Below are 24,665 nucleotides of genomic sequence, written 5' to 3'. Positions count from 1 at the left end.
GCAACAAAAAAGGAACGGCACGGGGCCGTTCCTTTTACGATTTCAATCAGCAAATCAGATTTTTGGATGGACCAAATGCTCCGCTTATACTGCGCGGGCTTCCACGTCGGCCAGGATACGGCCGCAGTGCTCGCACACGATGATTTTCTTGTGGGAGATGATGTCGGCCTGGCGCTGCGGGGGCACCGTGTTGAAGCAGCCGCCGCAGGCATCGCGCCGCACCAGCACCACGGCCAGGCCGTTGCGCACGTTGCCGCGAATGCGGGTGTAGGCCGTCAGCAGGCGGTCTTCTACCGGCTTGGTGGCTTCCTCGCGCTGGGCCATGATGGCGCGCTCTTCTTCCTCGTTCTCGGAAACGATGGTTTCCAGCTCGCCTTTCTTGTTGTCGAGGTCTTTGCGACGCTCTTCCAGCTTCGACTTGGTACCGCTGATTTCGGCGTTTTTCACGTCAATCTGGTACTGCGACTCTTTGATTTTCTTGTCGGCAATCTGGATTTCCAGGCGCTGCAGCTCAATTTCCTTGGCAATGGCTTCGAACTCGCGGTTGTTGCGGACGTTCTGCTGCTGCTCGTCGTACTTTTTAATGAGCGACTCGGCGTCTTTGCTGGCCTGCTTGCGGCTCTTGATGAAGTCGTTCAGACCCTGAATTTCTTCGTCAAATTTCTTGACGCGCACTTCGTAGCCAGCAATTTCGTCTTCCAAATCCCGGACTTCCTCGGGCAAATCGCCGCGCACGCGCCGGATTTCATCGAGCTGCGAGTCGAGGTGCTGCAGGGTGAGCAGGGCTTCGAGCTTGGCGGCTACGGGAACGTCGGCGGGGGCCACGGCGGCACTTTTAGCAGTCATACTGAACGGGGTTCGTAGGGGTTTCGGCGATTAAGACCGCAAAAGTACGTCCAAATCCGGCCGTTAGCAAATCCCTGAACACCTCCCCGGTGAACTGTTCGCTCTCAAAATGACCCACGTCGCAGAGCATGAGCTGCCCTTCGGCCCCAAAAAACTCGTGGTATTTCACGTCGCCGGTCACGTAGGCATCTGCTTCGGCCCCCCGGGCCGCGCCAATGAGAAAGGCGCCCGCCCCGCCGCAAATGGCCACGGTCTTGATTTCTTTTTGAAAAGGAGTGAACCGCACCACCGGCACCAGCAGCTGCTGCTTGAGCATAGCGCGAAAAGCCGCAGGAGCCATGGCCGTAGGTAGTTCTCCCACTAGCCCGGCGCCTACTTCCTGGTGCGTGTTTTCGAGCTTAATCAGCTCGTAGGCCACTTCTTCGTAGGGATGCGCGGCGCGGAGAGCCCGCAGCACCCCAGCCTGCCGGTGCAAGGGGAGCAGCACTTCCAGCCGCAGCTCGGGCACGGTTTCGGGCTGGTGTGGGGCGCCAATGGCCGGCTGCGTGCCCGCGCCGGGCGTAAAGGTGCCGGTGCCTAATGCCTGAAAGCTGCATTCCGAATACTGGCCTACCTGGCCGGCGCCGGCAGCATACAGCGCCGTTAATACCCGGCCGGCTACGTCGTGCTGCTGGTCTTCTGGGCGGTGCGGCACATAGGTGATGAGGCGCGCCAGAGTGCCGCTTTGAGGGGCCAAAACCCGGGTTTTTGTCAGGCCTAATTTTTCAGCTAGCTTGTCGTTGACTCCGCCGCGCACGTTGTCGAGGTTGGTGTGAGCGGCGTAAATGGCCACGTCGTTTTTGAGCGCCGCGATAAGGGTTTGCTCAACTTCGTTGGCTCCGGTGAGCCGTTTGAGGGGCCGGAAGATGACCGGGTGGTGGCACACCACTACGTTGCAGCCCCGCCGCAGGGCCTCGGCAATGACGGCCGGCGTGCAATCGAGCGAAATCAGCACGCCTTTAACCTCGGCTTGCGGGTCGCCGCACTGCAGCCCGGCGTTGTCGTAGCTTTCCTGGTAGGCGAGGGGGGCGGCCGCTTCCAGCAGGCGGGCAAGGTCTTGAACGGTAGGGATTTTCATTTATCAATTAACATTTAGCAATTATCATTTAACAATCCGTTGGCTTGGGCGGGGCGAATGCAGCCAGTGCCGTGTTGAGATGGATTTCGGCTCAAAGTAGGCTGTTAAATGATGAATGGTAATTGATAATGGAAATATCAAAGCAAGCTGCCTAACGTTTTCACGTAGTGGTCCACATTTGCGGCCAGGTCGCGGCGGCGGTACTGCATGAGGTAGCGCGGGTGGTCGAGCACGATGATTTTCTCAAACAGGCCCAGCTCGTCGTTGAGGCGCTGGAGGAACGTGCCATTTCGCTTGCCCAGGCTCACAGCCACGTCGGTTCGCAGGCCCAGTTCCTGCACCTGCTGGCGTATGGATAGCCGCATATCGGGCCACAGGGCTTTAATGACCGCCGGCGAATCGTAATAATTATAGTTGAGCCCCTCGCGGACCAAGACCAGCGGGTACACCGAACCCAGATAGAAATGTTGGTAGAACGCGGCCGGCCCACCCATCTCGTTCACCACCTGGTAGATGAACTGGGTTGATAATTCCGGCCGCGCCCGGGGCAAGTCGTGCGCAATGCCGCAGTATTCGGTAAGGGCGCCGGGGTCGGTGAAGGCGACGCCGGTCCGGCCCATGCCCAGCCGGCCGGGGTTGATGCCCAACACCGCCACCCGCGGCTGCGCATCGGCATAATATGTTGTGGCAAACTGGCGGAGCAGCTCGTACACGGCCGGCTCGCGAAAAGGGCTCAGGGATTCGACGCCGTCCGGCAAGGACGCGGGCAGGGGAAAGGTGCTCAGGAAGTGCAGCAGGCGCTTGGCGAAGTGGGGCATATTTAGGATAAGATAACCGGCGGTTTCCTGGGGCTTACGAGCTCAACCAGGACTTTGGGTAGCTGGCCGCAGCGGGGCAGTACTTTTACGGGCCGTTGCTTCGGCCTTTACTCGCGTATGCATTCCGTGTTGGCTTATTTGCTGCTGCCTTATTCCTGGCTCTACGCTGGGGTGCTGGCCGTGCGCAACTGGCTGTATGACGTGGGTTGGAAGGAGTCCGAAGCCTTTGCGGTGCCCCTCATCAACGTGGGCAATTTGCGCGTGGGCGGCACCGGCAAAACGCCCCACGTGGCTTGGCTGGTCGAAGAAGTATTGCGCCAGGGCCACCGGCCGGCCGTGTTGAGCCGGGGCTACGGCCGCAGCACCCGCGGCCCGCGCCTGGCCGGCCCGACCGATTCGGCAGCAACCGTGGGCGATGAGCCGTGGCAGTATTTCCTGCAGTTTGTTTTGCGCCAAGTCCCCGTTGCGGTGGCCGAAGCGCGCCGCCTCGGGGTCCGGCTGTTACTACAGGCTCACCCGGAAATTACGGTTATCGTGCTGGATGATGCCTACCAGCACCGCGCCGTGCGGCCCACCCTGAACGTGCTGCTCACGGAGCTGGCGCGGCCATTTTACGCGGACCAGGTGCTGCCCGCCGGCCGCCTGCGCGAAAGCCGTAGCGGGGCCCGCCGGGCCGATGTCGTTATCGTAACCAAATGCCCGCCAGAATTATCGGCCGTTGCCCAAGCGGAAGTTGAGCAGCACATTCGGCGCTATAGCCAGCCCAATATTCCAGTTCTTTTTTCGGCTTACGAATACGCCGAACCCCAACCATTATCCGCCGAAATTGAGCTGGCCGTTGAACCGTTATCAACCCCAACCGTTAGCTCAATTGCGAGCCCCGCACTGCTGCTCACCGGAATTGCGCAGCCCGGCCCATTGCGGGAGCACCTCGAAAGCCGCGGGTATACCATTCAGCATCATGCGGTTTTCGCCGACCACCACGCCTTTCAGCCCGCCGATTTAGCGGCCCTGCGCACGCATTGGCAGTTGGGCTGGCCTATTTTTACGACTGAGAAGGACGCTACCCGCCTGCTGGCCCCCGCACTGCGGGCCGGCCGGAGCGGATTACCGTTCTATACCATTCCGGTGCGGGTGGCGTTTCTGGGAGATGGTGGCGCGGCCCTGCGCAGCCTATTGCCACCGTTACCCGCTTCGAACACCTGATTTTTATTTTGACACAGCTGGCTGCTCCCTGAGCTCCGGCGTTTTGTTTTACTTGTTTGAAGGCTCAGCAACGAGGATTCTTAATGGCGTGGCCGCGGCTGCAGCCCTTGGCCGGGCTGGTGGCGTTGCTGGTGCTGCTGGCCGCCCCCGCCGCCCGGGCCCAGGTGGTCGACGACTCTACCAAGGTGCTCTACGGCCCCAAAACCACCCGCGTCATCTACGAGGCCGAGGTGCTGCGCGACTCCACTTCCGGCACCCCGCTCGATACCACGCTCACGCGCTGGCCGCAGGCGCGGTTTTGGTTTCACGACACCACCTTTCAGCAGGATTTGGGCGCCGTGGGCACGGCGTCGCGGCCCTTGCTGTACCAGCCAAATTTGCAGCTGGGGTCTCGTTTTGGCCGCAACGTGTTCGACAAGTACGCCCGCGATGCCACCAAGGTGCCGTACTACGATTCCCGGTCGCCGTATTCGTTTTTCCGGGTGGTGCAGTCGGGGGCCGGCGAGCAGGAATTTGAGATTAGCTACAGCCGCAGCCTGAAGAAAAACTTCAGCGTGGGCATTGCCTACGAACGCATTGCCTCCAACAAAATACTGGCCTCCCGGTCGACCCGCGATGGCCTGGTAGAGCATTCCAACCTGCTGCTCTTTGGCCGGTACCAGAGCGAGGACGAGCGCTACCACCTGCTTTTCAACCTGAGCAATGTGCGCCACCGGGCCATTGAGCAGGGCGGCATCTGGCCCATCACCTCCACGGTGCGTTCCACCACCGGCCAGGACAGCCTCATTGGCCAAACGCGGCCTCAGGACCTGTTCAATTATGCCCGGCAGCGGGTGTACCTGACCCAGGCCGCCAACAAAGAAGACCGCGACGAGGTGTATTTCACCCAAGCCTACCGCCTGCTCGGCCGCGGCCTCACCGCCTACCACACCTTCGATGCCAAGCGCCAGTACAACAGCTATTCCGACTTGGCGCTGAAACGCCAGGACAATGGCAGCTTGCTGTTCTACCCCGGCGAGCCGCTCCGCAACTCCTTCGCCACCATCGACCGGGCCGAGTACCGGCAGGTGGAGAATACGGTGGGCGTGCTGGGGCGCACCAAAGTAGTGGAATACCGGCTCTATGCCCGCGACCGGGTAGCCTCCCTCAGCGCCCAGCGGCTCGATTCGTCGGCTTCGGCCACAACCTTGCCGTTGATGCAGGCCGCGCCCACCCGCAACTTCAACGAGCTGTTTTTGGGTGGGACCGCCGCCTTTAATTACCGCACCATCTACGCCATCGAAACGGCGGGCGAGTTGCATGCCCTGTCCTTGGGCAGCCCCTATTCCAACTACCCGGAGTACTGGCTGCGGGCGTCCATTCGCACCGGCCCGCTTTCGGCAGAGGCCCTGCGCAGCTCGTATTCGCCCACCCTTACCCAGCAGGAGTTCGTGGGTAACCACTACGAGTGGCACCACCTACCCGGCACCAACAGCGAGTTTCTAAACACCAACACCACCCAGCTCACCGGCCGCCTGCAGCTGAAGCTGCCCAACCTGGGCCGCGTTACCCAGCACCGCTTCGAAGCCAGCGCCAGCGCCGTGAACATTGCCAACCTGGTGTATTACAACACAGCCGGCGTGGCCGCGCAGATTGAAACGGCCCGCAACTTATTCATTGCCTCGGCGCGGCACCAGGTGCGGGTAGGCCGGGTAGGCTTTGATAACCAAGGCACCTACACCAAGGGCGGCGACGTGGAGGGAATTCGTATTCCCGCGCTCGTGGCCAATTCCCGGATTTTTTACGAAAGCTATATTTTCCGCAAAGCCATGTTTACCCAGGTGGGTGCGGAAGTGTATTATCAGTGGAATTACCAGGCATTTAATTACAGCCCCAGCACGCAGCAATTTTACCAGCAAGACCATTTTGCCATTCGTGATTATCCGGTGGTAGACGTGTTCTTTACGGCTGATATTAAAACGGTTACGGTTTTCCTGAAGGCAGCTTATGTCAATCAGGGCGTGTTTGATAATGGCTATTTCACCACGCCTTACTACACGGGTTATCCGCGTCGGTTTCAATTAGGTGTGAAATGGGATTTCTTTAATTAATTAACTGCAGATGAAAGAAAAAACCATTTTAAAACTGAAACTGAATACCGACCCGCGCTGGGTAGATATTGCCGGTAAAAACATCGAGGATATCCTAGTTGACCACGCCTGGTGCGAGCAGAAAGCAGCCAGCACCGGCATCAGCATGATTATCCATTACCCGGAGAAAACTCGTCTGGTAGATGAATTGACCGACCTGGTTGCCGAGGAGTGGAGCCATTTCGAGCGCGTGCTGTTGGAACTGCGCAAGCGCGGCTTTCAGTTGGGCCGCCCGCGTAAAGATGAATACGTAGTGCAGCTGCTGGCCCACGTGCGCAAAGGCGGTGCCCGCGAGCGCCAATTAATGGACCAACTATTAGTATCGGCGCTAATTGAAGCGCGCAGCTGCGAACGATTTAAATTGCTCTGGCAAAATATTGCCGACCAGGAATTAAGTAAATTCTACTACGAATTAATGGTGTCTGAAGCCGCTCATTTTGTGAGCTATGTGGACTTAGCCAAAGAATATTGCGACCCCATAATGGTAGAGGAAAGGCTGCAGGAATTACTGAAAATAGAAGGCGAAATTGTGACCAATCTACCGGTGCGAGACGACCGAATCCACTAAGCGCAAGGTTCCGCGAAGTTTAAAAAGGGAAGTCCCGCAAAGTTTGGCAGAACGTCAAACTTTGCGGGACTTCCCTTTTTAAACTTCGCGGACCTTTGCGCGTAAACTTTGCGCGCTAGTCGGCGGGCAGGATGGTGCCGCGCACTTCGCCAAAGCCGATGCGCACGCCTTCCTTTTCGGCATAGCCGCGCATGGTCACGGTGTCGCCGTCGAGCAGGAACTTGCGCTCCTCGCCATTGGCCAGATGAATGGGTCGGGTGCCGCGCCAGGCCAGCTCCAGCATCGAGCCCAGGGAGTCGGGCGTGGGGCCGCTGATGGTGCCGGACGCGTATAAGTCGCCCGCTTCGAGGTTGCAGCCATTGGAAGCGTGGTGGGTGAGCTGCTGGGCCATGCTCCAGTACATCAGGCCGAAATTGGCGCGGCTGATGATGGTTTCGGGGCCGTTGGCGGGCGTGAGGGCCACTTCGAGGTTGATGTCAAAGTTGTGCTCGCCGGCCTGGTCCAGGTAGGGCAGGGGTGCGGGTTGCTGCGCAGGGCCGGCGATGCGAAAGGGCTCCAGGGCATCGAGCGTGACGACCCACGGCGAGATGCTGCTGCCAAAATTCTTGCCCAAGAATGGCCCCAGCGGTACGTATTCCCAACTTTGGATGTCGCGGGCGCTCCAGTCGTTGAACAGGCACAGCCCGAAGATGTGCTCTTCGGCTTCGGCAATGGGCACCGTCGTGCCAAGCTCAGTGCCGGTGCCTACCACAAAGGCCATTTCCAGCTCAAAATCGAGCTGGCGGCTGGGTCCGAAGGTGGGCGCAGCTTCGTCGGGGGCCTTGCGCTGGCCATTGGGGCGCTTGATGGGGGTGCCCGATACCACGATGCTGCTGGTGCGGCCGTGGTAGCCGATGGGCAGGTGGCGCCAGTTGGGCAGCAGGGCATTGGCCGGGTCGCGGAACATGGTGCCCACGTTGGTGGCGTGCTCGATGCTGCTGTAGAAGTCGGTGTAGTTGTGGGGCTTCACGGGGCGCAGCATGCGCACCTCGCTCTGGCGCCGGAGGCATTCGCGCACGGCTTCCTCGTTGTCGCGTAGCTGGGAGGCATCGTGGCGCAGCAGCTCGCTCACGCGCTGGCGCACCGCCCGCCACGCCGGGCGGCCCAGGCGCAAAAACGCATTGAGCGAGCCGCGCCGGAACACCTTGGGCTGAGCCGCCCCCAGCTCCGTCAAATCTTCGAAAAAACCATACTGGCTGGCCGCATACAGGTCGAGGACGTAAAGGCCGATGGCCACGCCCAGGCGCGGGCCGTGCTGCTCGGTTTCGAACACCCCGAAGGGCAGGTTCTGGATGGGAAAGTCGTTGCCGGGCGGAATGTCAATCCAGGAATGCAGGGCAGGCGAATTGGGCGAGGTGGCCATGTGGGGAGGGTGGGGTACGGGCGCAAAAGTAGGGCGGTGGGTGCCCACCGCGCTGTTCAGCTTTTTTTGGTGGTCTTTTTTTTCAACATTGCTACCCCTTTCCACCATTTGCAGCATGATTCACCCCGATACCGAATTGCGGTTTATCAGTCCCGAAATCGGCTTTGGCGTCGTTGCGACCAAGCTTATTCCCAAAGGCACCATCACTTGGGTGTTTGATTCGCTCGACCAGATTATCTCGCCCGAAAAGCTGGAGCGGATGGACTCCATGCAGAAAGTGTTTTTGGAGAAATACTGCTACCGCGACCACACCGGCAATTACGTGCTTTGCGGCGACCACGCCCGGTTTGTGAACCACAGCTTTCGCTCCTCGTGCATGAGCACGGCCTACGACTGCGAGGTGGCCGTGCGCGACATCCTGCCCGGCGAAGAACTGACCGACGACTACGGCTACCTCAATCCCTCTGAACCCTTCGACTGCGTGCCGGAGGAGGGCTGCACCCGCACCCGGGTCCTGCCCGATGACTTATTGAATTTTCATCCCGAATGGGATGCCCAACTGCGCGAAGCGTTTGAAAACTTCAGCTCAGTTGAGCAGCCGCTGCTGCACATGCTGGCCTCAAAGTACCGGGCCAAGGTGCTGGCCGTAGCCGCCGGCCAGGCCTCTATGGACTCCATTCTGAACTGCTACTACGACGCCAGCAAAGTGCGCAAAGAATGACACCGCCGCATGCCCAGCCCGCCAAAAACCCCAACCGTGGGGCGTCATACAGCACGCTGTTGCGGGTGGCGGGGCCGGTGCTGCTCGGTAGCCTCACCCAGAGCATTATCTATCTCACAGAGTCCCTGTTTGTGGGCCGGCTGGGCGAAGTGTCCCTGGCGGCCATTGGCATGGGCGGGCTGCTATTTTACCTGCTCACTACTGTGGGGGCCGGGCTTGGGCTGGCGCTGCAAGTGGTGGTAGCCCGCCGCATGGCACAAGGCCGCCCGGGGGCGGCCCGGCGGCAGTTTGCGGCAGCCGGGCACCTGGCCTTGCTGCTGAGTGGGGGGCTGGCGGTACTGCTGTGGCTGCTGGCCCCGCCGCTGAGCGCGGCCTTGCTGCCCACGCCGGCCGCTGCCGCGCAGGTGGCGCGCTACCTGCGCGTGGTATCCCTGGCGGTGCCGGCCAGCTTTGGCTGGCTGTGGCTAGTGGGCTTGTATACTGGGTTGGGCCAAACGCGCCTGATTCCCTGGAGTGCGCTGGGCATCACCGTGGCAAATATTCTGGGCTCTTATGCGTGGATAGGCGGCGGGTTTGGCGCGCCCCGGCTGGGCATTGCGGGGGCGGCGTGGGCCACGGTGCTTTCCGAAGGCGTAGGTTTTGTGGTGCTGCTGGTGGGGCTGCTTTGGCCCGCGCAGGCCGGGCTGGGCGGCTGGCTACGCAAGTGGCGGTGGCATCGGCGGGCCACGCGCCGGCTGTTGCGCTTTGCCGGCCCGGTGGTGCTGCAGCAGGTAGTGGAAGTGAGCAGCTGGCTGGCTTTTTTTGTGCTGGTGGGCCAGCTGGGCATTCGGGCGCTGGCCTTGTCCAACATTGCCCGCAGCCTGTACACGTTCGCCAGCTTACCGGCCCTGGCGCTCGCCGCTGCCCTCCAAACGCTGGTGAGCCGCTACGTGGGCCAGGGCCGGCAGGCTGCCGTGCTACCCACCGTGCGCCGGGCCACCGTGCTGGCGGCCCTGCTGGGACTCGGGCCGGCCCTGGCGCTGCTGGCGGTGCCAGCCCAACTAGCCGGCTGGTTCAGCGACGAGCCGGCACTGGCCGCCGCCAGCGTACCGTTATTACGGCTGCTGGCGGGGCTGCTGCTGGCCTTCTCGGCCGGTACCATGCTGAGCAACGCCGTAGTGGGCGTGGGCGGCTCCGACCGCGCGCTGGGCATGGAAGTCGGCGCTACCGCCACCTACCTGCTGGCCGCGTGGGGCACCGTGCACCTGGGCCTGCCGCTGGCAGCCGTATGGGCCACCGAGTTTGCGTACTGGAACCTGCTGGGCGTGTTGGGCTGGCGCTACCTGCGGCGCGGGCGCTGGCAGCCGCTGCACTAGCTGGTAGTTAAGTTTTACCGGGCTTCCACGGCCGTGATTTCGGGCACGGCTTTCTTCACGGTGTCTTCCAGGCCGGCGCGCGTCATCGGCGACATGGGGCAGGCCCCGCAGGCGCCTTCCCATTCGAGCTGCAGCACGCCTTCGGGGGTGATGTTGGCCACGCGCACGTTGCCGCCGTCGGTGGCCAGGTAGGGGCGCAGGCTATCCAGGGCGGCCTCAATGCGGGGCATCAGCGGATGGTTGAATACAGGGGCAGAGGTTGGCGTTTCCACGGGCTTAGGGATTCATCTGCACGACGGCCGTTTTGGGGGCCACGTTGTTTCGAATACTAACTTGCCGGGCTACGGCTTCGGCCAGGTCGGCAAACATCTTGCCTACGGCCGATTCGGGGTCGAGGACGGCGGGCTGGCCCTGGTCCCCGTTTTCGCGGATGCTTTGCACCAGCGGCAGCTGGCCCAGGAGCGGCACGTCGTGCTGCGCGGCCAGGCGCTGGCCGCCGCTTTCACCAAAAATAAAATACTTGTTGTTAGGCAGCTCGGCCGGGGTAAACCAGGCCATGTTTTCCACCACGCCCAGCACGGGCACGTTGATTTGGGGCTGCCGGAACATCTGCAAGCCTTTCTGGGCATCGGCCAGCGCCACCTTCTGGGGCGTGGTGACGATGACAGCCCCGGTCACGGGCACGGTTTGCACCAGCGTGAGGTGAATGTCGGAGGTGCCGGGCGGCAGGTCGAGCAGCAGGTAGTCGAGCTCGCCCCAGTCCACTTCGGTGATAAACTGCTTCAGGGCCGACGACGCCATGGGGCCGCGCCACACAATGGCGCTTTCGGCCGGCGCCAGGAAGCCAATGCTCATCAGCTTCACGCCGTATTTCTCAATCGGCTGAATCAGGTTCTTGCCGTTGGGGCCCTGAAATACGTGGGGTGCTTCGTTTTCCACGCCGAACATGGTGGGCATGCTGGGGCCCGAAATGTCGGCATCGACCAGGCCTACTTTGGCGCCGGTAGCGGCCAGGGCCACGGCCAGGTTGGCGGTGACAGTGCTCTTGCCCACGCCGCCCTTGCCCGAAGCAATGGCAATAATATTTTTTACGCCGGGCAGCAGGTCGCCGCGGTTGTTGCGCAGGGTGGTCACGCGCGAGGTCATGGTAATCACCACGTTGGCGTCTTTGTCCACCATGGTGTGGATGGCGCGCTCGCAGGCATCGTGGATGAGCTGTTTGAGCGGGCAGGCGGGCGTGGTGAGCACCACCGTGAAGGCGACGGTGAGGCCGTCAATCTCAATGTTCTCAATCATATTGAGCGTCACGAGGTCCTGGCCCAGGTCGGGCTCTTCCACGTAGCTCAAGGCTTTAAGAACGGCTTCTTTCGTTATAGTCATATTGCGGGCAATGCGCCGGGAAATGGCGTGCTGCAAAGATAACCCCGGAAGCGGCGGGCAGGTTCGAGCCGAGTTAAATTGCTATTTTATAATGTAAGACGCTCATTAGCAATTATTCCGATTTACCTCCCATATTTACCGTCGCTTAAATTTTCTCCTTATTCTACTGATTTTATCCGCCACCATTCGTGTATGGAAAACCTTGACAAAACACCAAGCAACAGCACGTTAGCAATGTGTTGCTTTCCCGACGCTGACGACGACTCCGAGCCCCTGGTCATTTTTGAACTCCTGGTGCCGGTGGCAGCCAAGGTTCCCGCCCCTCGCCAGCACGTGGAATTTGAAAAACTTATGGTGCAACAAGGTTCTGTTACCAGCACCGTGCCCGGCACGGTTATCACCCAACTGAGTGCGAACAATACCGCGTCGGGCTCGGCGTGGTGCGTCACGGCCACGCTGGTGGCGCCGCGCACGCGGCGCCACTCGTTGATATACTAATGTGGCCGCCGCGGTAGCGGCTACTGCAGGTACTCCATTTGGCGCGATGCCAGCAACCCTTCGGGCACACTGAGGGCCCCGGTGTGCGGGTCAATGAGTCCGTTGCGCTCGTCTTCGATGTTTGTGGCCTGGGTATACACGTCGCCGGCAATGGGCCGGCGGCGTAGCTCCTGCTTAAAGGCGCGAATGGTATTGGTGCGGGCCTCGGCATCTTCGGGCCCACCGTAGCCGGAAAAGCCAAAGCCGCCCCACTCGCTCACCACCAGCGGCACCTGGTGCCGGTAGAAAAACGGGTCGCCCACCACCAGCGGGAAGGCGGCGGTGCCTTCCATCTCGCCGCCCACCAGGCGGTCGAGCAGCTCGCGCCAGCGAGCCAGGTCCGGGGTGTAGAGGTGGGCCGTGAGTAGATCCGACTTTAGGCGGCCGGTGTAGGAAATGTGGTGCCAGCCGTCGTTGTCCACCACCAGAAACTGCGGGTAGGCAATTTGCATGAAGTGGTAAGTGTCGATGATGTACTTGCGGGTTTCGGCGTTGGTGGCAATGTCCTGGGCGCCCCAGTCCTCATTATAAAGGCTCCAGATGATGATTGACGGGTGCGTTTCGCTGAGCGTAACGAGGCGGAGCAGCTCGGCGCGGTGGTTTTCGCGGCTGCGCGGCGTCGAGCTGTGCGGGCTGGGCACTTCCACCCACAGCAGCAGGCCCAGCTCATCGGCCAGGTTGTAGATGCGCGGGTCGATGCCGGCAATGTGCACCCGCACCAGGTTGCAGCCCAGGGCCTTCATGGCGTGCATGTGGCGCTGCATTTCCTCGTAGGTGGCCTGACCAGGCTGGTACAGGATGCCGTCGAGGTAGATGGGTTGGTTGTTGAGGTACACGTAGCGGCCCCGCGCCTCAATCTTGCGCAGGCCGAACAGCGTCTCGATTTGGGCCGGGTAGCCTTCGCTATCAATAAGTTGGGCTACGAGCCGGTAGCGGTGCGGGGCTTCCGGTGACCACAGCTCGGCGCTGGGCACTTCCAGCACCACGCGCTGCTGCCACTGCCCGGCCTCGAGGTGCAGCGGAAAATCGGAAGCCGCTAGGGGCTCTTTCCGGTTCGGGGTCACGGGGTCAAAAACCTGCAGGCGAATGGTGTAGTCGCCCGGGTCGTGGATGCGCAGCGTCAGGTTGAAGCGCACGAGGTGGTCTTCCACCACGCTTACCACGCCCACGCGGGAGCGCAGCCGGTTGCGCTCCACCACTTCCAGCCACACGCTGCGCACGGCGCCGGTGTAGGTCTGGTACCAGATGCCGCCGCGCTTGTACACGTAGGACTCCTGCTTGCCCCGAGGCGTTTCGGCGTCCATGTTGTCGGCAATGCGCACCGTGAGACGGTTCACCAAGTGCAGGTTGCTCTCGTCCAGCTCGTACGTAAACGAGGTGTATTCCCCGTAGTGCACTTCTTCGCCCTCGATGGTCTTCAGGGGCTGGCCGTTGAGCCACACGCGGGTTTCGTAGCCGCAGGCCCCAAAGGTGAGCTGGAGCATCGACCGGGTCTGGGGCTCGGCTACTTCGGGGAGGTTGAATTCCCGCTCGTACCACACCACTATCTGGTCTTTCCAGGCCGCGGCGCCCTGGTGGCCGCGGGCCATGGCCAGGTGCTCTTCCACCGAGCCCGGCCATTGGGCGGTTTCGCGGTACGTGTGGCCCGAGGCCCAGCCCTCGCGCAGGCCCTCGTCGTCATCGTCGAGGGCGAAGCGCCACTGGCCGTCGAGCAGCATGTGGTTGTTCATGCGCAACACGGCCCGGGGCAGCGGGTTGGCAACTTCGTCGATGGGGCCCTCTTCGGGGCGGCTGGTTGAAAAGGAGAAGTTTGAAGGATTCAGGTCTTCCATGCGGGGCGGTGGAAAGAAGGGCGGCCGTGCACTAAAAGCTGAGCCTAAAGTACTGCTAACGGGCCTGACCACGGGAATGATGCAATATGGCGCTATCAACCGCAAATACCAATTCACCCAACGATTTCGAAGGCCCAAAAATTCAGCTGATAATCAGTCCAATTGCAGGGACATTACCTATGCCTAAATAGCCTCAGGGCTGAATGGCCAGGGCCAGCCCGGCCCCGCCGCCCACGTAGGTGGGCACGAGCAGCAGCTTGTGGGCCAGGCGCGGGGGAAGGAGCCGGGTGAGGGCCGGATAAACGTGCCAAACGGTTTCAGCCGAGAGAAAGCCCACGGCCGCGCCCGCCAGCACGTCGGTGGCCCAATGCTTGTTGCCGAGCACGCGCATGGTGCCGGTGGCGGCCGCCACGGCGTAGCCGCTCACGCTCAGCCACGGGTATTGGCGCCCGTACTGCTCGTGCAGCAGCGTGGCCGTGAGAAAGGCCTGCGAGGTGTGCGACGAGGGGAAGGAACTGAAATCTTGCGCATTGTTGGGCCGGGCTTCGGCGCTCATGCGTTTCAGGTTGCTCACGACGCCATTGTCAAGCTCGTGGGCCAGCAAGTAGATGAGCGTGAAGCCGACTGCCGTGCGCTCGCCGGGGTGCCCGGAAGCCATCATGGCGTAGGCGGCGGCCAGGGGCACGTGGCGGGTGTAGTCGTCGAGGCCGTGGGCATCAAACGCCGGGAATTCCTCAAGGGTCTCTTCCTGTATCTCTTGCTTGGCCTGACACAGCAGGGCACTATACCGGGGGCTGTGGGCCATTACGCCAACCCCCAGCAGCGCCGAGGGAATGGCAATGCGCAGGGCCGCCGCCCGCAACGGTTTCTTAGGCAGCGTTGGTGCAGTAGTGACAGAATCAGGCGCGGGAAGTGGGGCCAGTACCTGAGCTTGCCCCTGACACTGGAAACTATTCCAGCAGGCGAACAAGAATAAAAAACGTCGCCAGGACATAAAACCGGTGCAGGGAATAATTAGGGGCCCTGAAAGTTATGCATTTACCCGCGCAACCCAACCATTTTCCCCTGCCCGTTGGCACCAAAAAATCAGCTCAATTTCCAAAAAAGGCCCGCTTGACTGCAAGCGGGCCTTTTTTGGAAATTGAGCTGAATTATTCGGGTTGAGCTAAGCAGCGGCAAGAGGCCAGTGAAGCGCGGTGCCGCTGGGGCTTAGGTTTTCTGCTTCTTTTTCTTGGCCGCCGGAAATAGGATGTTGTTCAATATCAGCCGGTAGCCGGGGGAGTTGGGGTGCAGCGACAAATCGGTGGGTTCTTCGCCCACGAGGTGCTGGTAGTCTTCCGGGTCGTGGCCGCCATAAAAGGTCCAGGTGCCCTTGCCAAGGGTGCCGTGGAGGTAGCGCGCCTCGCCGGTTTGCTTGGTTTCGCCCATTATCACCACATCCGACTTGATGAGGCTTTTGCGGAAGGCCGTGGTTTGGCCCATAAAGCCGTGGATGGTCTTTTCGTGGTTCTGGCAGAGCATGGTGGGCACCGGGTCGTACTTGGCCGAGAAGGTGAAGAGCGAGAAGTAGTCATTCTGCTCGCCCAGGCCCCGCTCGCCGGGCTGCATGTCGATGTTGGAGTATTCGTACTCGAAAGGGTTGCGTACCAGCTGGAAGTTCTGGAAGGCCAGGCAGCGGTTGAAATTAAGCTTGGATTGCGCGTTGGGGTCGGCAGGGTCGCCGTCGTACATGCTTTCCACCATGTCAATGCCCAGGCCCGCCAGGGCAATGTCGTAGCTGTCGGTGGCCGAGCACATGGCAAACAAAAAGCCGCCACCCGCAATGAACTCCTGCATCTTGGTGGCCACCGTGCCCTTCATCACGCTCACTTTGGCAAAGCCGTTGCGCTTGGCGGTGGCTTCGGCGTCGCGCTGCTGCTGCTGGTACCAGGGGTAGTTGCGGTAGGAGGCGTAGAACTTACCGTATTCGCCGGTGAAGTCCTCGTGGTGCAAGTGGAGCCAGTCGTACTTAGGCAGCTGGCCGGCCAGCACTTCGTCGTCGTAAATCTGGGTGTAGGGGATTTCGGCGTAGGTGAGCACCATGGTCACGGCGTCGTCCCAGGGCTGCTTGCCCTTGGGAGTATAAACCGCGATTTTGGGCACCTTCTCCAGCTTCATCACGTCCATGTTGGCGTTGGGGTCGGCGATTTCCTGCAGGATGCCGGTGTACTGGGCTTCGCTGATAACCTGGAACGTAACGCCACGCACGGCCAGCTCGTTTTCGGCGGCACTGGAGGTTTCGAAGGCGAACGAGCCGCCGCGGTAGTTGAGCAGCCAATCGACGGGTACCTCGCGCTGGAGCAGCCAGAAGGCCACGCCGTACGCTTTGAGGCACTCCTTTTGTGTGTTGTCCATCGGAATGAACACGTGGTTGGCACGCGCCGCCAAGGGGGCAGCCACGCCGGCCACGGCCAAGAGCAGAAAGAGCAGAAGACGCTTGAACAGCATAGTTTTTAGGAGAAAGAGACGCATCGAATCAACGAGGTTGCGGCGCCGGTGGTTCAAGTTAAGCGCCGGTCGCCGAACTTTGGGCAGCAGCTCCCGCTGTGAGTTGAAACCCCGGCTGCGCCGTCAGAATTAACAGCTTTGGTTGGGCTGAGTTTCAACCCAAACTGCCTCCACATTAAAGTTAGCTTTGCTGTCCTTCGATCAGCAATCCAGCCCATGAATCCTTTTGAAAACGTTCGCGAAGCCTTCCGCTCCATTCGTGCCAATTTGCTACGCACGATACTCACCGCGCTTATTCTGAGCATTGGGCTGTTTGCGCTGGTGGGCATTCTCACCGGCATCGACGCGATGAAAAACTCATTGTCGGAAACCTTCGCCAGCTTGGGGGCTAACTCCTTTGAAATCCACGCCAAGGGCTACAGCAACCGGGGCCGGCGCGGCGGCGTGCAAGCCAAGCAGTACCAGCCCGTGAGCTTTCTGGAAGCCAAGCAATACAAGTCGGCCATGGGCGACGATGCCCAGGTGGGCGTTTCGGCCTTCATTGCCGGGGCCGTGGAGATGAAGGCCAACGGCACCAAGACCAACCCCAACATGCAGGTGGTGGCCGGCGACGAAAACTACCTGAAAATTCAGGGCTACAATTTGGCCGAGGGCCGCATCTTCTCGCAATCGGAGCTGAACAGCGGGGCCAACGTGCTGATTGTGGGCCAGGAAATCCGGTCCAAGCTATTTCCCAAGCAAACCCCGGTGGGCAAGTACGTGTCGGCACTGGGCCGCCGCTTTCTCATTGTGGGGCTGCTTGAGAAAAGCGGCAGCAGCATGGGCGGTGGCGGAGCCGACCGCCTGGCTCTGGTGCCCCTCGAAACCGGTAACCAGCTGCCCCGCCAGCGCGCCCTGACCTACGACATTAAAACCGCAACCGACCAGCAGGGCACGCTCAACTTTCTCATCGGCCAGGCCACCGGCGTGATGCGTGCCGTGCGCCACGATAAGTTGGGCCAGGAAGACAGCTTCGTGGTTGAAAGCAGCGAGTCATTGGCGTCGGACCTCGAAGCTATTTCGGGCAAGGTGCGGGCCGGGGGCAGCATCATGGCGTTTATCACGCTGCTCGGGGCCAGCATTGCCCTCATGAACATCATGCTGGTTTCGGTGACGGAGCGCACCCGCGAAATTGGCATTCGCAAGGCCCTGGGCGCTACGGCGGTTCAGATTCGCCAGCAGTTTCTGATTGAGGCCATTGTAATCTGCCTGCTCGGCGGCTCGTTTGGCATCCTCCTCGGCGTGCTCGGCGGCAACGGCGTTGCCAAGTTCGTGGGCTCGGGCTCGTTTTTGATTCCCTGGATGTGGATGATGATTGGGCTGGTGATTTGCGTAGGAGTGGGGCTGGCGTCGGGTTACTATCCCGCCAGTAAAGCCGCCGCGCTGGACCCCATCGATTCGCTGCGCTACGAGTAGCGCGGGAGAAGCTGGGCATCCGCTTTGTACTTATTCGAAAAGGCCGCTTGACTTGGAGTCGAGTGGCTTTTTCTTTTTTACGCTAGGCACGGCACGGTAAATAAGTCTGCTGCTATACATTTGTGCAACTACTCATTTGTGCAAATACTATGGTTGCTCCCATTGCCGTCCCCATTGATCAGCGTTTTGCTCAACTCATTCAGCAGTTTGGGCTGACAAAAAACTCCTTTGCCATATCGTTGGGCAAGACGGCAAGCGTGGTGCAGCACCTCATCGATGGTCGTAATAAACCTGGTTATGACCTGCTGTGCAAAGTTTTTGAAGTATACCCAAATGTATCAAGAGACTGGTTGCTGCTCGGCCGCGGGCCCATGTTGGTAAGCAGCGGGCCTGGCCTGAAGACAACCACGGTCCCAGCAGCTCCCGCGCCTGAACTGCCGCTTGAGCCGTTGGATTTGTCCGAAATCGAGGTGCCGCCGCATCGCCGGCCAAGCCCCAGCATTGCAGGCTCGCGCCTCCAGCCCGCCGAAATTGCTGCCACTTTGGCCCTGGCTGCAGCAGCCACCCAGCCCGTTCGCACCACAGCTCCAACGCCTGCCGAGATACCAGTGGAACCCACCACTGCTACTCCCGAAACTCCAGTTGCGCCCGTCGCTATACAACCGCCGGTGGTGCCCGTACTAGCTGCCGCCCCCGTGCCTCAGGGTGCTCCAGTTCCTCAACCGCAAATTGCCACGGCTGCCCCCGTTACGGTTGCGCCCATCGTGGAACAACCCACTGTTGCTGTTGCGCCGGCGCCAGTTAGCGCGGCCCCCGAGCAGTATATAACCGCGGCTTTGCACGCCCAGCACCTGCAGCACCAGCTGGCCATGGCCGAAATGCGGAACCAGCACCTGCTGGAGCAGCAGCAAATGCTGCGCGAAATGCTGGCCATGGCCCGGCAGGCCATGGTTTAAGCTAGGATACCGACTTCTTCTGCTTCCATGAGGCCCAGCACATTCACACCAGAAAGGCGCAAGGTCTTCATTTCTCCCACCAACAGCGGGTCATACTTCACCGCCACCCGGATATAGTTGGGTGTGAAGCCTTCCATGCGGCCATCGGTTACGTCATCCTCAAACAGCACGGCGGTTTCCAGCCCCAGGTGCTGCTCGTAGAAGTAGCGCTTTTTCTTTTCAGATAAGCTGCGGAGCTGGGTGGTGCGCTCGTGGCGCACCCTGTCCTGCACCCGGCCGGGCAAGGTGGGGGCCAGCGTATCGGGCCGCTCCGAATAAGGGAAAACGTGCAGATAGCTGATGGGCAGCTCGTTCAGGAAATTGTAGGTGTCGAGAAAATCCGCGTCGGTTTCGCCCGGAAAGCCCACAATTACGTCGACGCCGATGCAAGCATGAGGCATCAGCTCCTTGATGCGCGCCACCCGGCTGGCGTAAAGCGCGCGCCGATAGCGGCGGCGCATCAGGCCCAATATCTTATCCGAACCGCTTTGCAGCGGAATGTGAAAGTGCGGCATGAAGCGCTCGGAAGCCGCGACGGTGTCGAGAATTTCGTCGGTCAGCAAGTTGGGTTCGCAGCTGCTGATGCGGAAACGGCGAATGCCGCTCACCTCATCCAGCGCCTTCACCAGCCGCGTAAAATCTTCGCGGCGCTCACGCTCCGGGCCCTGCAGGCCAAAGTCGCCGAGGTTAACGCCCGTGAGCACAATTTCCTTCACCCCGGTTTCGGCCAGCTTTTCTACCCGCTCCACCACGCTGGTTACACTGCCCGAGCGGCTGCCGCCACGCGCCAGCGGAATGGTGCAGAAGGAGCAGGAATAATCGCAGCCGTCCTGCACTTTCAGGAAGGTGCGGGTGCGGTCGCCAAACGAGTGCGCCGCGTGAAATTCCGTGGCTTCGGAAATGGGCGAGGCATGAACTTGGCCGGGCTGTCCTACTTCAGGCTTCTTAAAATCAGCTAGTATATCCACCAGCTGGAATTTTTCGGCCGCCCCAAGCACGGCGCTCACGCCGGGAATTTGCGAAATTTCCTGAGGCTTGAGCTGAGCGTAGCACCCCACAATAGCCACAAAGGCGTCAGGATTATGCTTCAGGGCCTGCTGCACCACTTTGCGGCACTTCCGGTCCGCATGGTCCGTGACAGAGCAGGTATTGATAACGTAGAGGTCGGCGCCGGCTTCAAAGGGGAGTTTCTGAAAGCCTTTTTCCTCAAACTGCCGGCCAATGGCCGACGTTTCGGAAAAGTTCAGCTTGCAGCCGAGGGTATAAAAAGCAACGGATTGGGGGGTAGGCATAGCGCCGCAAAGGTACGGCCGGGCCTAGCAACCTGCCAGCCCTGGTGGCCACTGCCCGTTGAGCTACCAAAAGCCTCGCTTTCAGCTCAACCAGCACCCGGACCAGGAGCCTGACTATTTACGGGCGAAATCCTCGAGGGAAACCTGTTGCATGGCCTTGCCCAACTTAACCTGGTCTTCGGGTACGTGCACGTCGCGGTCCCATACTTTTCGGCTCACGTTATCAAACGTGACGGCCCCGGCCGGAGACACGGCCCCAAACCCATTATTGAAGCAGTAGTACGCAAATGGGATGGGGTTGGGGGCCAGCAGGTCGCGGCTCCATACATAAGCGGTAGCTGGCAGGTTGAGCTGTCGCAGCAACGTGGCCGCCACATCGGTCTGCGAGCCAATGGTGCTAATCACCTTCCCGCGGGCATCGGGCCGCAACGCGCCACCCGCCAATACCAGCGGGATGTGAAACTTTTCGGGGCTTTGGTTGGAGGAGTGGCCGGGGAGCTGATGGCCGTGGTCCGCTACCAGCACCAGTAGCGTGTGCGCGTACCAAGGCTGCTTTTGGGCTTTCTTCAGAAATTTGCCCAGCTCGGAGTCGGTGTAATAAACGGAGTTGCGGAACAGGTCCTCCTCGGTCGTGCCGCGAAACTTGGGGCTGATGGGCACCTCGAAAGGCTCGTGACTACTCAGAGTGAACGCCGTGACGAAAAAAGGCTGTGACTGCTGCTGTAAGTCGCCCAGCAGGCGGTGGAAAAGCACGCCGTCGTGGGCGCCCCACTTCGAGTTTTGCTCGGCCATGCTAAAATCTCCCCGCTCGGTGAGGTGCTCATAGCCGGCCGTCTGCAGGTAGCTTTTCATGTTGGCAAACGCCAACTCGCCGCCGTAGTAATAGTGCGAGTGGTAGCCCACCTGCGCCAGCGAACGGGCCAGGTGCGGCAGGTGCTCGGTTTTGCGCGGAAACTTGATAATGCTGGTCGTGGGCTGGTTGGGGTAGCCCGACAGCAGCGACACCAGGCCTTTTTGGCTGCGGTCGCCAGCTGCGTAGATATTCGTAAACACGATGCCCGTGCGGGCCAGGCTGTCCAACGTCGGCGTGACGCCGGCCTCCCCGCCCACGCTGCCCACCAGCTTGGCCGTAAAGCTCTCCAGGATGATAAACAATACGTTTGGGCGCGGCTCGGCCAGGTAAGGCGCCGTGGCCTCAGGCAATACCGGGGCACCCACGGCCCGCGGGTAGAGGCCGGCTACTAGGCGGCGGGCCGTGCTATCGGGCATAAATGCCCTGGGCTTATCCTCCTCAGCCCGCAAAATGAGCGCACTCATCAAGTTCCACGGCGAATTGATGGCGGCGTGGTTGGCAAAGGCGATGCGGGAAAAATAGACGTCGCTCTGGTTTACCGGAATCTGCTGGGTGCCGCCGCGCAGGGGTACCACCAGCAGCGCTGCGTAGAGCAGCCCTGCCAATGCCGCCCGCCCGCGCCCAAACCAAGCCGGCAGGGGCGAGGGCCGGCCCACCACTACCTTATAGAGGCCCCAGCCGCTCAGCAGCAGCAGGGCCAGCAGCCCCACCAGGAGCAACAGCGGCGCACTGCCCGCCGATGCCGCCATTTCGGTAGGGGAGTTCAGGTACTGCAGCGGCGTATCGTCGAGCCGAAAGCCCCAGGTGCGGTAGAGTTCTAAGTCGGCCGTTATTAAAACCGTCAACAGGGAGCCAATGGCAACCGAATAACCCGCTACCAGCCCCCGGAACGGCAGCCGCGGCAGCAGGCTGCTAACCACAAAGAGCAGAAACGGCAGCAGGCATACGTAGGCCGCTGCCGAGGCATCGAGCCGCAGGCCGTAGCCAAAAGTGCCTAACAGGGTGCTAAAAGGCAGTTTTGCGGCGCCGCTGTGGTGATAGGCCAAAAAAACGGCCCGGGCCAGGCCAAAGAATAGAAGCCAGAATAGAAAGTAGCGTGGCTGAAACGCAAAGCGGTTTTTCACGCCGTAAAGATACAGGTCTTCCCAGCGGGCTGAAAAAATGCCGGCCTAACTCGTCTATATGCTGTTTTAAAAGCAGTTTAAAAATTGGGCTATAATTACAAGGGGGTAAGCGGAGAAAAGAAAGAGTTTTCTGAAAAAGCCTATTATTTTTGAGGTAGTGGTGAGGATAAATTGATTCGTGATTTATCTTTGCCTCCATAATTACAAGTGCACAAGTCCCATCTCGTTTAAATCGGTTTCTTCTACACATGGCCATCCTACGTTTTAAAGCTTTAGAACTCGTTAACCAGCGCCGTCCTATTACGGTAGTTCCCGCCGCCGCGCGCCGCTCCGACAGCTTTGGGCAAAACGTGTTTAACCTGGAAGCCATGCGGGCTACCATGCCCGGCGATTATTTCAAGAAGCTGCAAGGCGCCATCAAGCAAGGCGCTACCGTGGAACGCAACGTGGCCGATGCCGTGGCTTCGGCCATGAAAACCTGGGCCATGGCCAAGGGCGCCACGCACTACACCCACTGGTTTCAGCCGCTGACCGGCTCCACCGCCGAAAAGCACGACTCGTTCTTCGACCTCAACTCCGACGGTCGGCCAATCGAAAACTTCAAAGGCTCGGCGCTGGTGCAGCAGGAGCCTGATGCCTCGTCGTTCCCCAACGGCGGCATCCGCAACACGTTTGAGGCCCGCGGCTACACTGCCTGGGACCCCACGTCGCCCGCTTTCATCATCGAGACGGTAGGCGCCAAGACGCTCTGCATCCCCACGATTTTTGTTGCCTACACCGGCGAAGCGCTCGACTACAAAGCCCCGCTGCTGAAGTCGCTGGCCGTGCTGGAAAAGGCTGCTCTGGAAGTGTGCCACTACTTTGACAAGGACGTGAGCCGCGTGAACACCACGCTGGGCATCGAGCAGGAGTACTTCCTGGTGGACAAGGCGCTGTACGACGCCCGCCCCGACCTCGTGATGACCGGCCGCACCTTGTTTGGCCACGCGCCGGCCAAGGGCCAGCAGCTCGACGACCACTACTTCGGCTCCATTCCGGCCCGGGTGCACGGCTTCATGCTCGAGTTCGAGGAAGAAGCCAACCTGCTCGGTATTCCGCTGCGCACGCGCCACAACGAGGTGGCCCCCAACCAGTTTGAGTGCGCCCCCACGTTTGAGGACGCCAACCTGGCCATCGACCACAACCAGCTGTTGATGGACGTGATGGACCGCGTGGCCGAGCGCCACAACTTCAAAGTATTGCTGCACGAGAAGCCGTACGCTGGCGTAAACGGCAGCGGCAAGCACAACAACTGGGCAATGAGCACCGACACCGGGGTGAACCTGCTTGCCCCGGGCCGCCGCCCCAAGGAGAACCTGCAGTTCTTGGCCTTCCTCATCACCACCATTCAGGCCGTGCACCGCCACGCCGACCTGCTGCGCGCCAGCATTGCCTCGGCCAGCAACGACCACCGCCTGGGCGCCAACGAGGCTCCTCCGGCCATCATGTCGGTGTTCCTCGGCTCGATGCTGGATTCGGTGCTTGATGAGCTGGAGCGCACGGCCAAGCTGCCGCTCGACAAAGGCGATAACATTTACCTGAAGCTCGGCATCGATAAGATTCCGGCCATCCTGCTCGACAACACCGACCGCAACCGCACGTCGCCGTTTGCCTTCACCGGCAACAAGTTTGAGCTGCGCGCCGTGGGCTCGTCGGCCAACTGTTCCTCGGCCATGACGGTGCTCAATACCATCGTAGCCGACCAGCTCATCGACTTCAAAGAGTCGGTTGACGCGCTGATTGACCAAGGCAAAAAGAAGGAAGTGGCCATTGTGGAAGTGCTGCGCGAGTACGTTATCAGCTCCAAGGCCATCCGCTTTGAGGGCAACGGCTACTCCGACGAGTGGAAGGAAGAAGCGGCCCGCCGTGGCCTGAACAACATCGCCACCACGCCCCAGGCGCTTGATGCGCTGGTGCGCGAAGACGCGGAGGAACTTTTTGCCCGCCACGGCATCTTCTCGCAAGTTGAGCTGCATGCCCGCCACGAAATCTTGCTGGAGGAGTACCAGAAAAAAATTCAGATTGAAAGCCGTGTTCTGGGCGACCTGGCAATCAACCACATAATCCCGACGGCGCTGGCTTACCAGACCAAGCTCGTGAATAATGTGTGCGGCCTGCGCGACCTGGGCCTCGATGATACCCACAGCCAAGTAACTTTGGAAATGATTAAGTCGATTTCCAACTACGTAACGACTATTAAAACCAATGCCGACGCCATGACGGAGGCACGTAAGCAAGCAAACAAAATCGGAGACGCCCGGGCTTTGGCCGTGGCCTACTGCGACGATGTAAAACCGAAATTCGACCCCATCCGCCGCGCCGTTGACAAACTGGAGCAGATGGTGGCCGACGAGGACTGGCCCCTGGTGAAGTATCGCGAACTGTTGTTCAGCCGGTAATCAGGGGGCGGAATCGGGTCCGGTGTTGGGTGGGAATTCTCGCCGCGCCCCGGTTGGGAAAGAGGTGCCTCAGTGAGGTGCCTTTTTTTGGCAAGCGCCTGCAAACGTTT

The 24,665-nt window shown here is 60.6% G+C and carries 20 protein-coding genes; 9 read left to right on the top strand and 11 right to left on the bottom strand.

Translation table 11 applies throughout. The features are described 5' to 3' along the window. Window positions 1-84: 84 nt before the first annotated feature. The 3 genes from AUC43_RS15040 to AUC43_RS15030 form a co-directional block, all read right to left on the bottom strand. Window positions 85-846: a zinc ribbon domain-containing protein gene (locus AUC43_RS15040; protein ID WP_068195381.1), complete on the bottom strand. Its 762-nt coding sequence runs from the start codon at window positions 844-846 to the stop codon at window positions 85-87. After that, the gene (locus AUC43_RS15035) at window positions 836-1,963 is read right to left on the bottom strand and encodes a Nif3-like dinuclear metal center hexameric protein (protein WP_068195379.1); all 1,128 of its coding nucleotides are present in this window, start codon (window positions 1,961-1,963) and stop codon (window positions 836-838) included. The genes AUC43_RS15040 and AUC43_RS15035 overlap by 11 nt, the downstream gene beginning before the upstream one ends. Window positions 1,964-2,100: 137 nt before the next feature. After that, window positions 2,101-2,781: a uracil-DNA glycosylase family protein gene (locus AUC43_RS15030; protein WP_068195376.1), complete on the bottom strand. Its 681-nt coding sequence runs from the start codon at window positions 2,779-2,781 to the stop codon at window positions 2,101-2,103. A 117-nt stretch (window positions 2,782-2,898) separates the two neighbouring features. Between AUC43_RS15030 and lpxK the strand changes: the two genes are divergently transcribed. From lpxK to AUC43_RS15015, 3 genes are all read left to right on the top strand, one after another. Beyond that, a complete protein-coding gene (gene lpxK / locus AUC43_RS15025; RefSeq protein ID WP_068195373.1) occupies window positions 2,899-3,987 on the top strand; it encodes a tetraacyldisaccharide 4'-kinase in 1,089 nt (362 codons plus the stop codon). An 83-nt stretch (window positions 3,988-4,070) separates the two neighbouring features. Then, the gene (locus AUC43_RS15020; protein WP_068195371.1) at window positions 4,071-6,077 is read left to right on the top strand and encodes a putative porin; all 2,007 of its coding nucleotides are present in this window, start codon (window positions 4,071-4,073) and stop codon (window positions 6,075-6,077) included. A 10-nt stretch (window positions 6,078-6,087) separates the two neighbouring features. After that, window positions 6,088-6,684, top strand: a complete 597-nt coding sequence (locus AUC43_RS15015) for a MiaE family protein (protein WP_068195368.1) — start codon at window positions 6,088-6,090, stop codon at window positions 6,682-6,684. Between the two features lie 115 nt (window positions 6,685-6,799). Here AUC43_RS15015 and fahA read toward each other — a convergent pair whose 3' ends face one another. Continuing rightward, window positions 6,800-8,086 (bottom strand): fumarylacetoacetase, encoded by a 1,287-nt coding sequence (gene fahA / locus AUC43_RS15010; RefSeq protein WP_068198714.1) that lies wholly within the window; start codon window positions 8,084-8,086, stop codon window positions 6,800-6,802. A 115-nt stretch (window positions 8,087-8,201) separates the two neighbouring features. Between fahA and AUC43_RS15005 the strand changes: the two genes are divergently transcribed. Together AUC43_RS15005 and AUC43_RS15000 are read left to right on the top strand one after the other, a co-directional pair. Continuing rightward, complete coding sequence (locus AUC43_RS15005) at window positions 8,202-8,807, top strand: SET domain-containing protein (RefSeq protein ID WP_068195365.1); 606 nt, start codon at window positions 8,202-8,204, stop codon at window positions 8,805-8,807. Continuing rightward, the gene (locus AUC43_RS15000; protein ID WP_068195363.1) at window positions 8,804-10,162 is read left to right on the top strand and encodes an MATE family efflux transporter; all 1,359 of its coding nucleotides are present in this window, start codon (window positions 8,804-8,806) and stop codon (window positions 10,160-10,162) included. Before AUC43_RS15005 ends, AUC43_RS15000 begins: the two co-directional genes overlap by 4 nt. 14 nt (window positions 10,163-10,176) lie before the next feature. Here AUC43_RS15000 and AUC43_RS14995 read toward each other — a convergent pair whose 3' ends face one another. Together AUC43_RS14995 and AUC43_RS14990 are read right to left on the bottom strand one after the other, a co-directional pair. Next, the gene (locus AUC43_RS14995) at window positions 10,177-10,392 is read right to left on the bottom strand and encodes a NifU family protein (protein WP_068195361.1); all 216 of its coding nucleotides are present in this window, start codon (window positions 10,390-10,392) and stop codon (window positions 10,177-10,179) included. Between the two features lie 46 nt (window positions 10,393-10,438). Further along, window positions 10,439-11,542, bottom strand: a complete 1,104-nt coding sequence (locus AUC43_RS14990) for an Mrp/NBP35 family ATP-binding protein (RefSeq protein ID WP_068198711.1) — start codon at window positions 11,540-11,542, stop codon at window positions 10,439-10,441. 234 nt (window positions 11,543-11,776) lie between these two features. Here AUC43_RS14990 and AUC43_RS14985 point away from each other — a divergent pair, with 234 nt between their 5' ends. After that, a complete protein-coding gene (locus AUC43_RS14985; RefSeq protein WP_157781103.1) occupies window positions 11,777-12,040 on the top strand; it encodes a hypothetical protein in 264 nt (87 codons plus the stop codon). 20 nt (window positions 12,041-12,060) lie between these two features. Here the strand turns inward: AUC43_RS14985 and AUC43_RS14980 are convergent, their stop codons facing one another. The 3 genes from AUC43_RS14980 to AUC43_RS14970 form a co-directional block, all read right to left on the bottom strand. Then, on the bottom strand, window positions 12,061-13,911 hold the full coding sequence (locus tag AUC43_RS14980; protein WP_068195355.1) for a glycoside hydrolase family 2 protein: 1,851 nt from the start codon (window positions 13,909-13,911) through the stop codon (window positions 12,061-12,063). A 193-nt stretch (window positions 13,912-14,104) separates the two neighbouring features. Beyond that, window positions 14,105-14,773 (bottom strand): phosphatase PAP2 family protein, encoded by a 669-nt coding sequence (locus AUC43_RS14975; protein WP_068195352.1) that lies wholly within the window; start codon window positions 14,771-14,773, stop codon window positions 14,105-14,107. Between the two features lie 347 nt (window positions 14,774-15,120). Next, window positions 15,121-16,422: an asparagine synthetase B gene (locus AUC43_RS14970; protein ID WP_417999858.1), complete on the bottom strand. Its 1,302-nt coding sequence runs from the start codon at window positions 16,420-16,422 to the stop codon at window positions 15,121-15,123. Window positions 16,423-16,614: 192 nt separating this feature from the next. Here AUC43_RS14970 and AUC43_RS14965 point away from each other — a divergent pair, with 192 nt between their 5' ends. Next, the gene (locus AUC43_RS14965; protein WP_068195346.1) at window positions 16,615-17,853 is read left to right on the top strand and encodes an ABC transporter permease; all 1,239 of its coding nucleotides are present in this window, start codon (window positions 16,615-16,617) and stop codon (window positions 17,851-17,853) included. A gap of 449 nt (window positions 17,854-18,302) precedes the next feature. Beyond that, window positions 18,303-18,809 (top strand): hypothetical protein, encoded by a 507-nt coding sequence (locus AUC43_RS21780; protein WP_157781102.1) that lies wholly within the window; start codon window positions 18,303-18,305, stop codon window positions 18,807-18,809. On the opposite strand, the gene mtaB is transcribed toward AUC43_RS21780, so the two are convergent. Both mtaB and AUC43_RS14955 read right to left on the bottom strand, forming a co-directional pair. Next, complete coding sequence (mtaB, locus tag AUC43_RS14960; protein WP_068195343.1) at window positions 18,806-20,140, bottom strand: tRNA (N(6)-L-threonylcarbamoyladenosine(37)-C(2))-methylthiotransferase MtaB; 1,335 nt, start codon at window positions 20,138-20,140, stop codon at window positions 18,806-18,808. The two genes, AUC43_RS21780 and mtaB, sit on opposite strands and share 4 nt — an antisense overlap. A 114-nt stretch (window positions 20,141-20,254) precedes the next feature. Then, window positions 20,255-22,117, bottom strand: a complete 1,863-nt coding sequence (locus tag AUC43_RS14955) for an LTA synthase family protein (RefSeq protein ID WP_068195340.1) — start codon at window positions 22,115-22,117, stop codon at window positions 20,255-20,257. A gap of 248 nt (window positions 22,118-22,365) precedes the next feature. On the opposite strand from AUC43_RS14955, the gene AUC43_RS14950 reads away from it, so the two are divergent. After that, complete coding sequence (locus AUC43_RS14950) at window positions 22,366-24,555, top strand: glutamine synthetase III family protein (RefSeq protein WP_068195337.1); 2,190 nt, start codon at window positions 22,366-22,368, stop codon at window positions 24,553-24,555. Window positions 24,556-24,665: the final 110 nt, after the last annotated feature.

The sequence above is a fragment of the Hymenobacter sedentarius genome (assembly GCF_001507645.1).
GTDB classification, from domain to species: domain Bacteria; phylum Bacteroidota; class Bacteroidia; order Cytophagales; family Hymenobacteraceae; genus Hymenobacter; species Hymenobacter sedentarius.
This window is presented reverse-complemented; position numbering and strand designations above follow the sequence as displayed.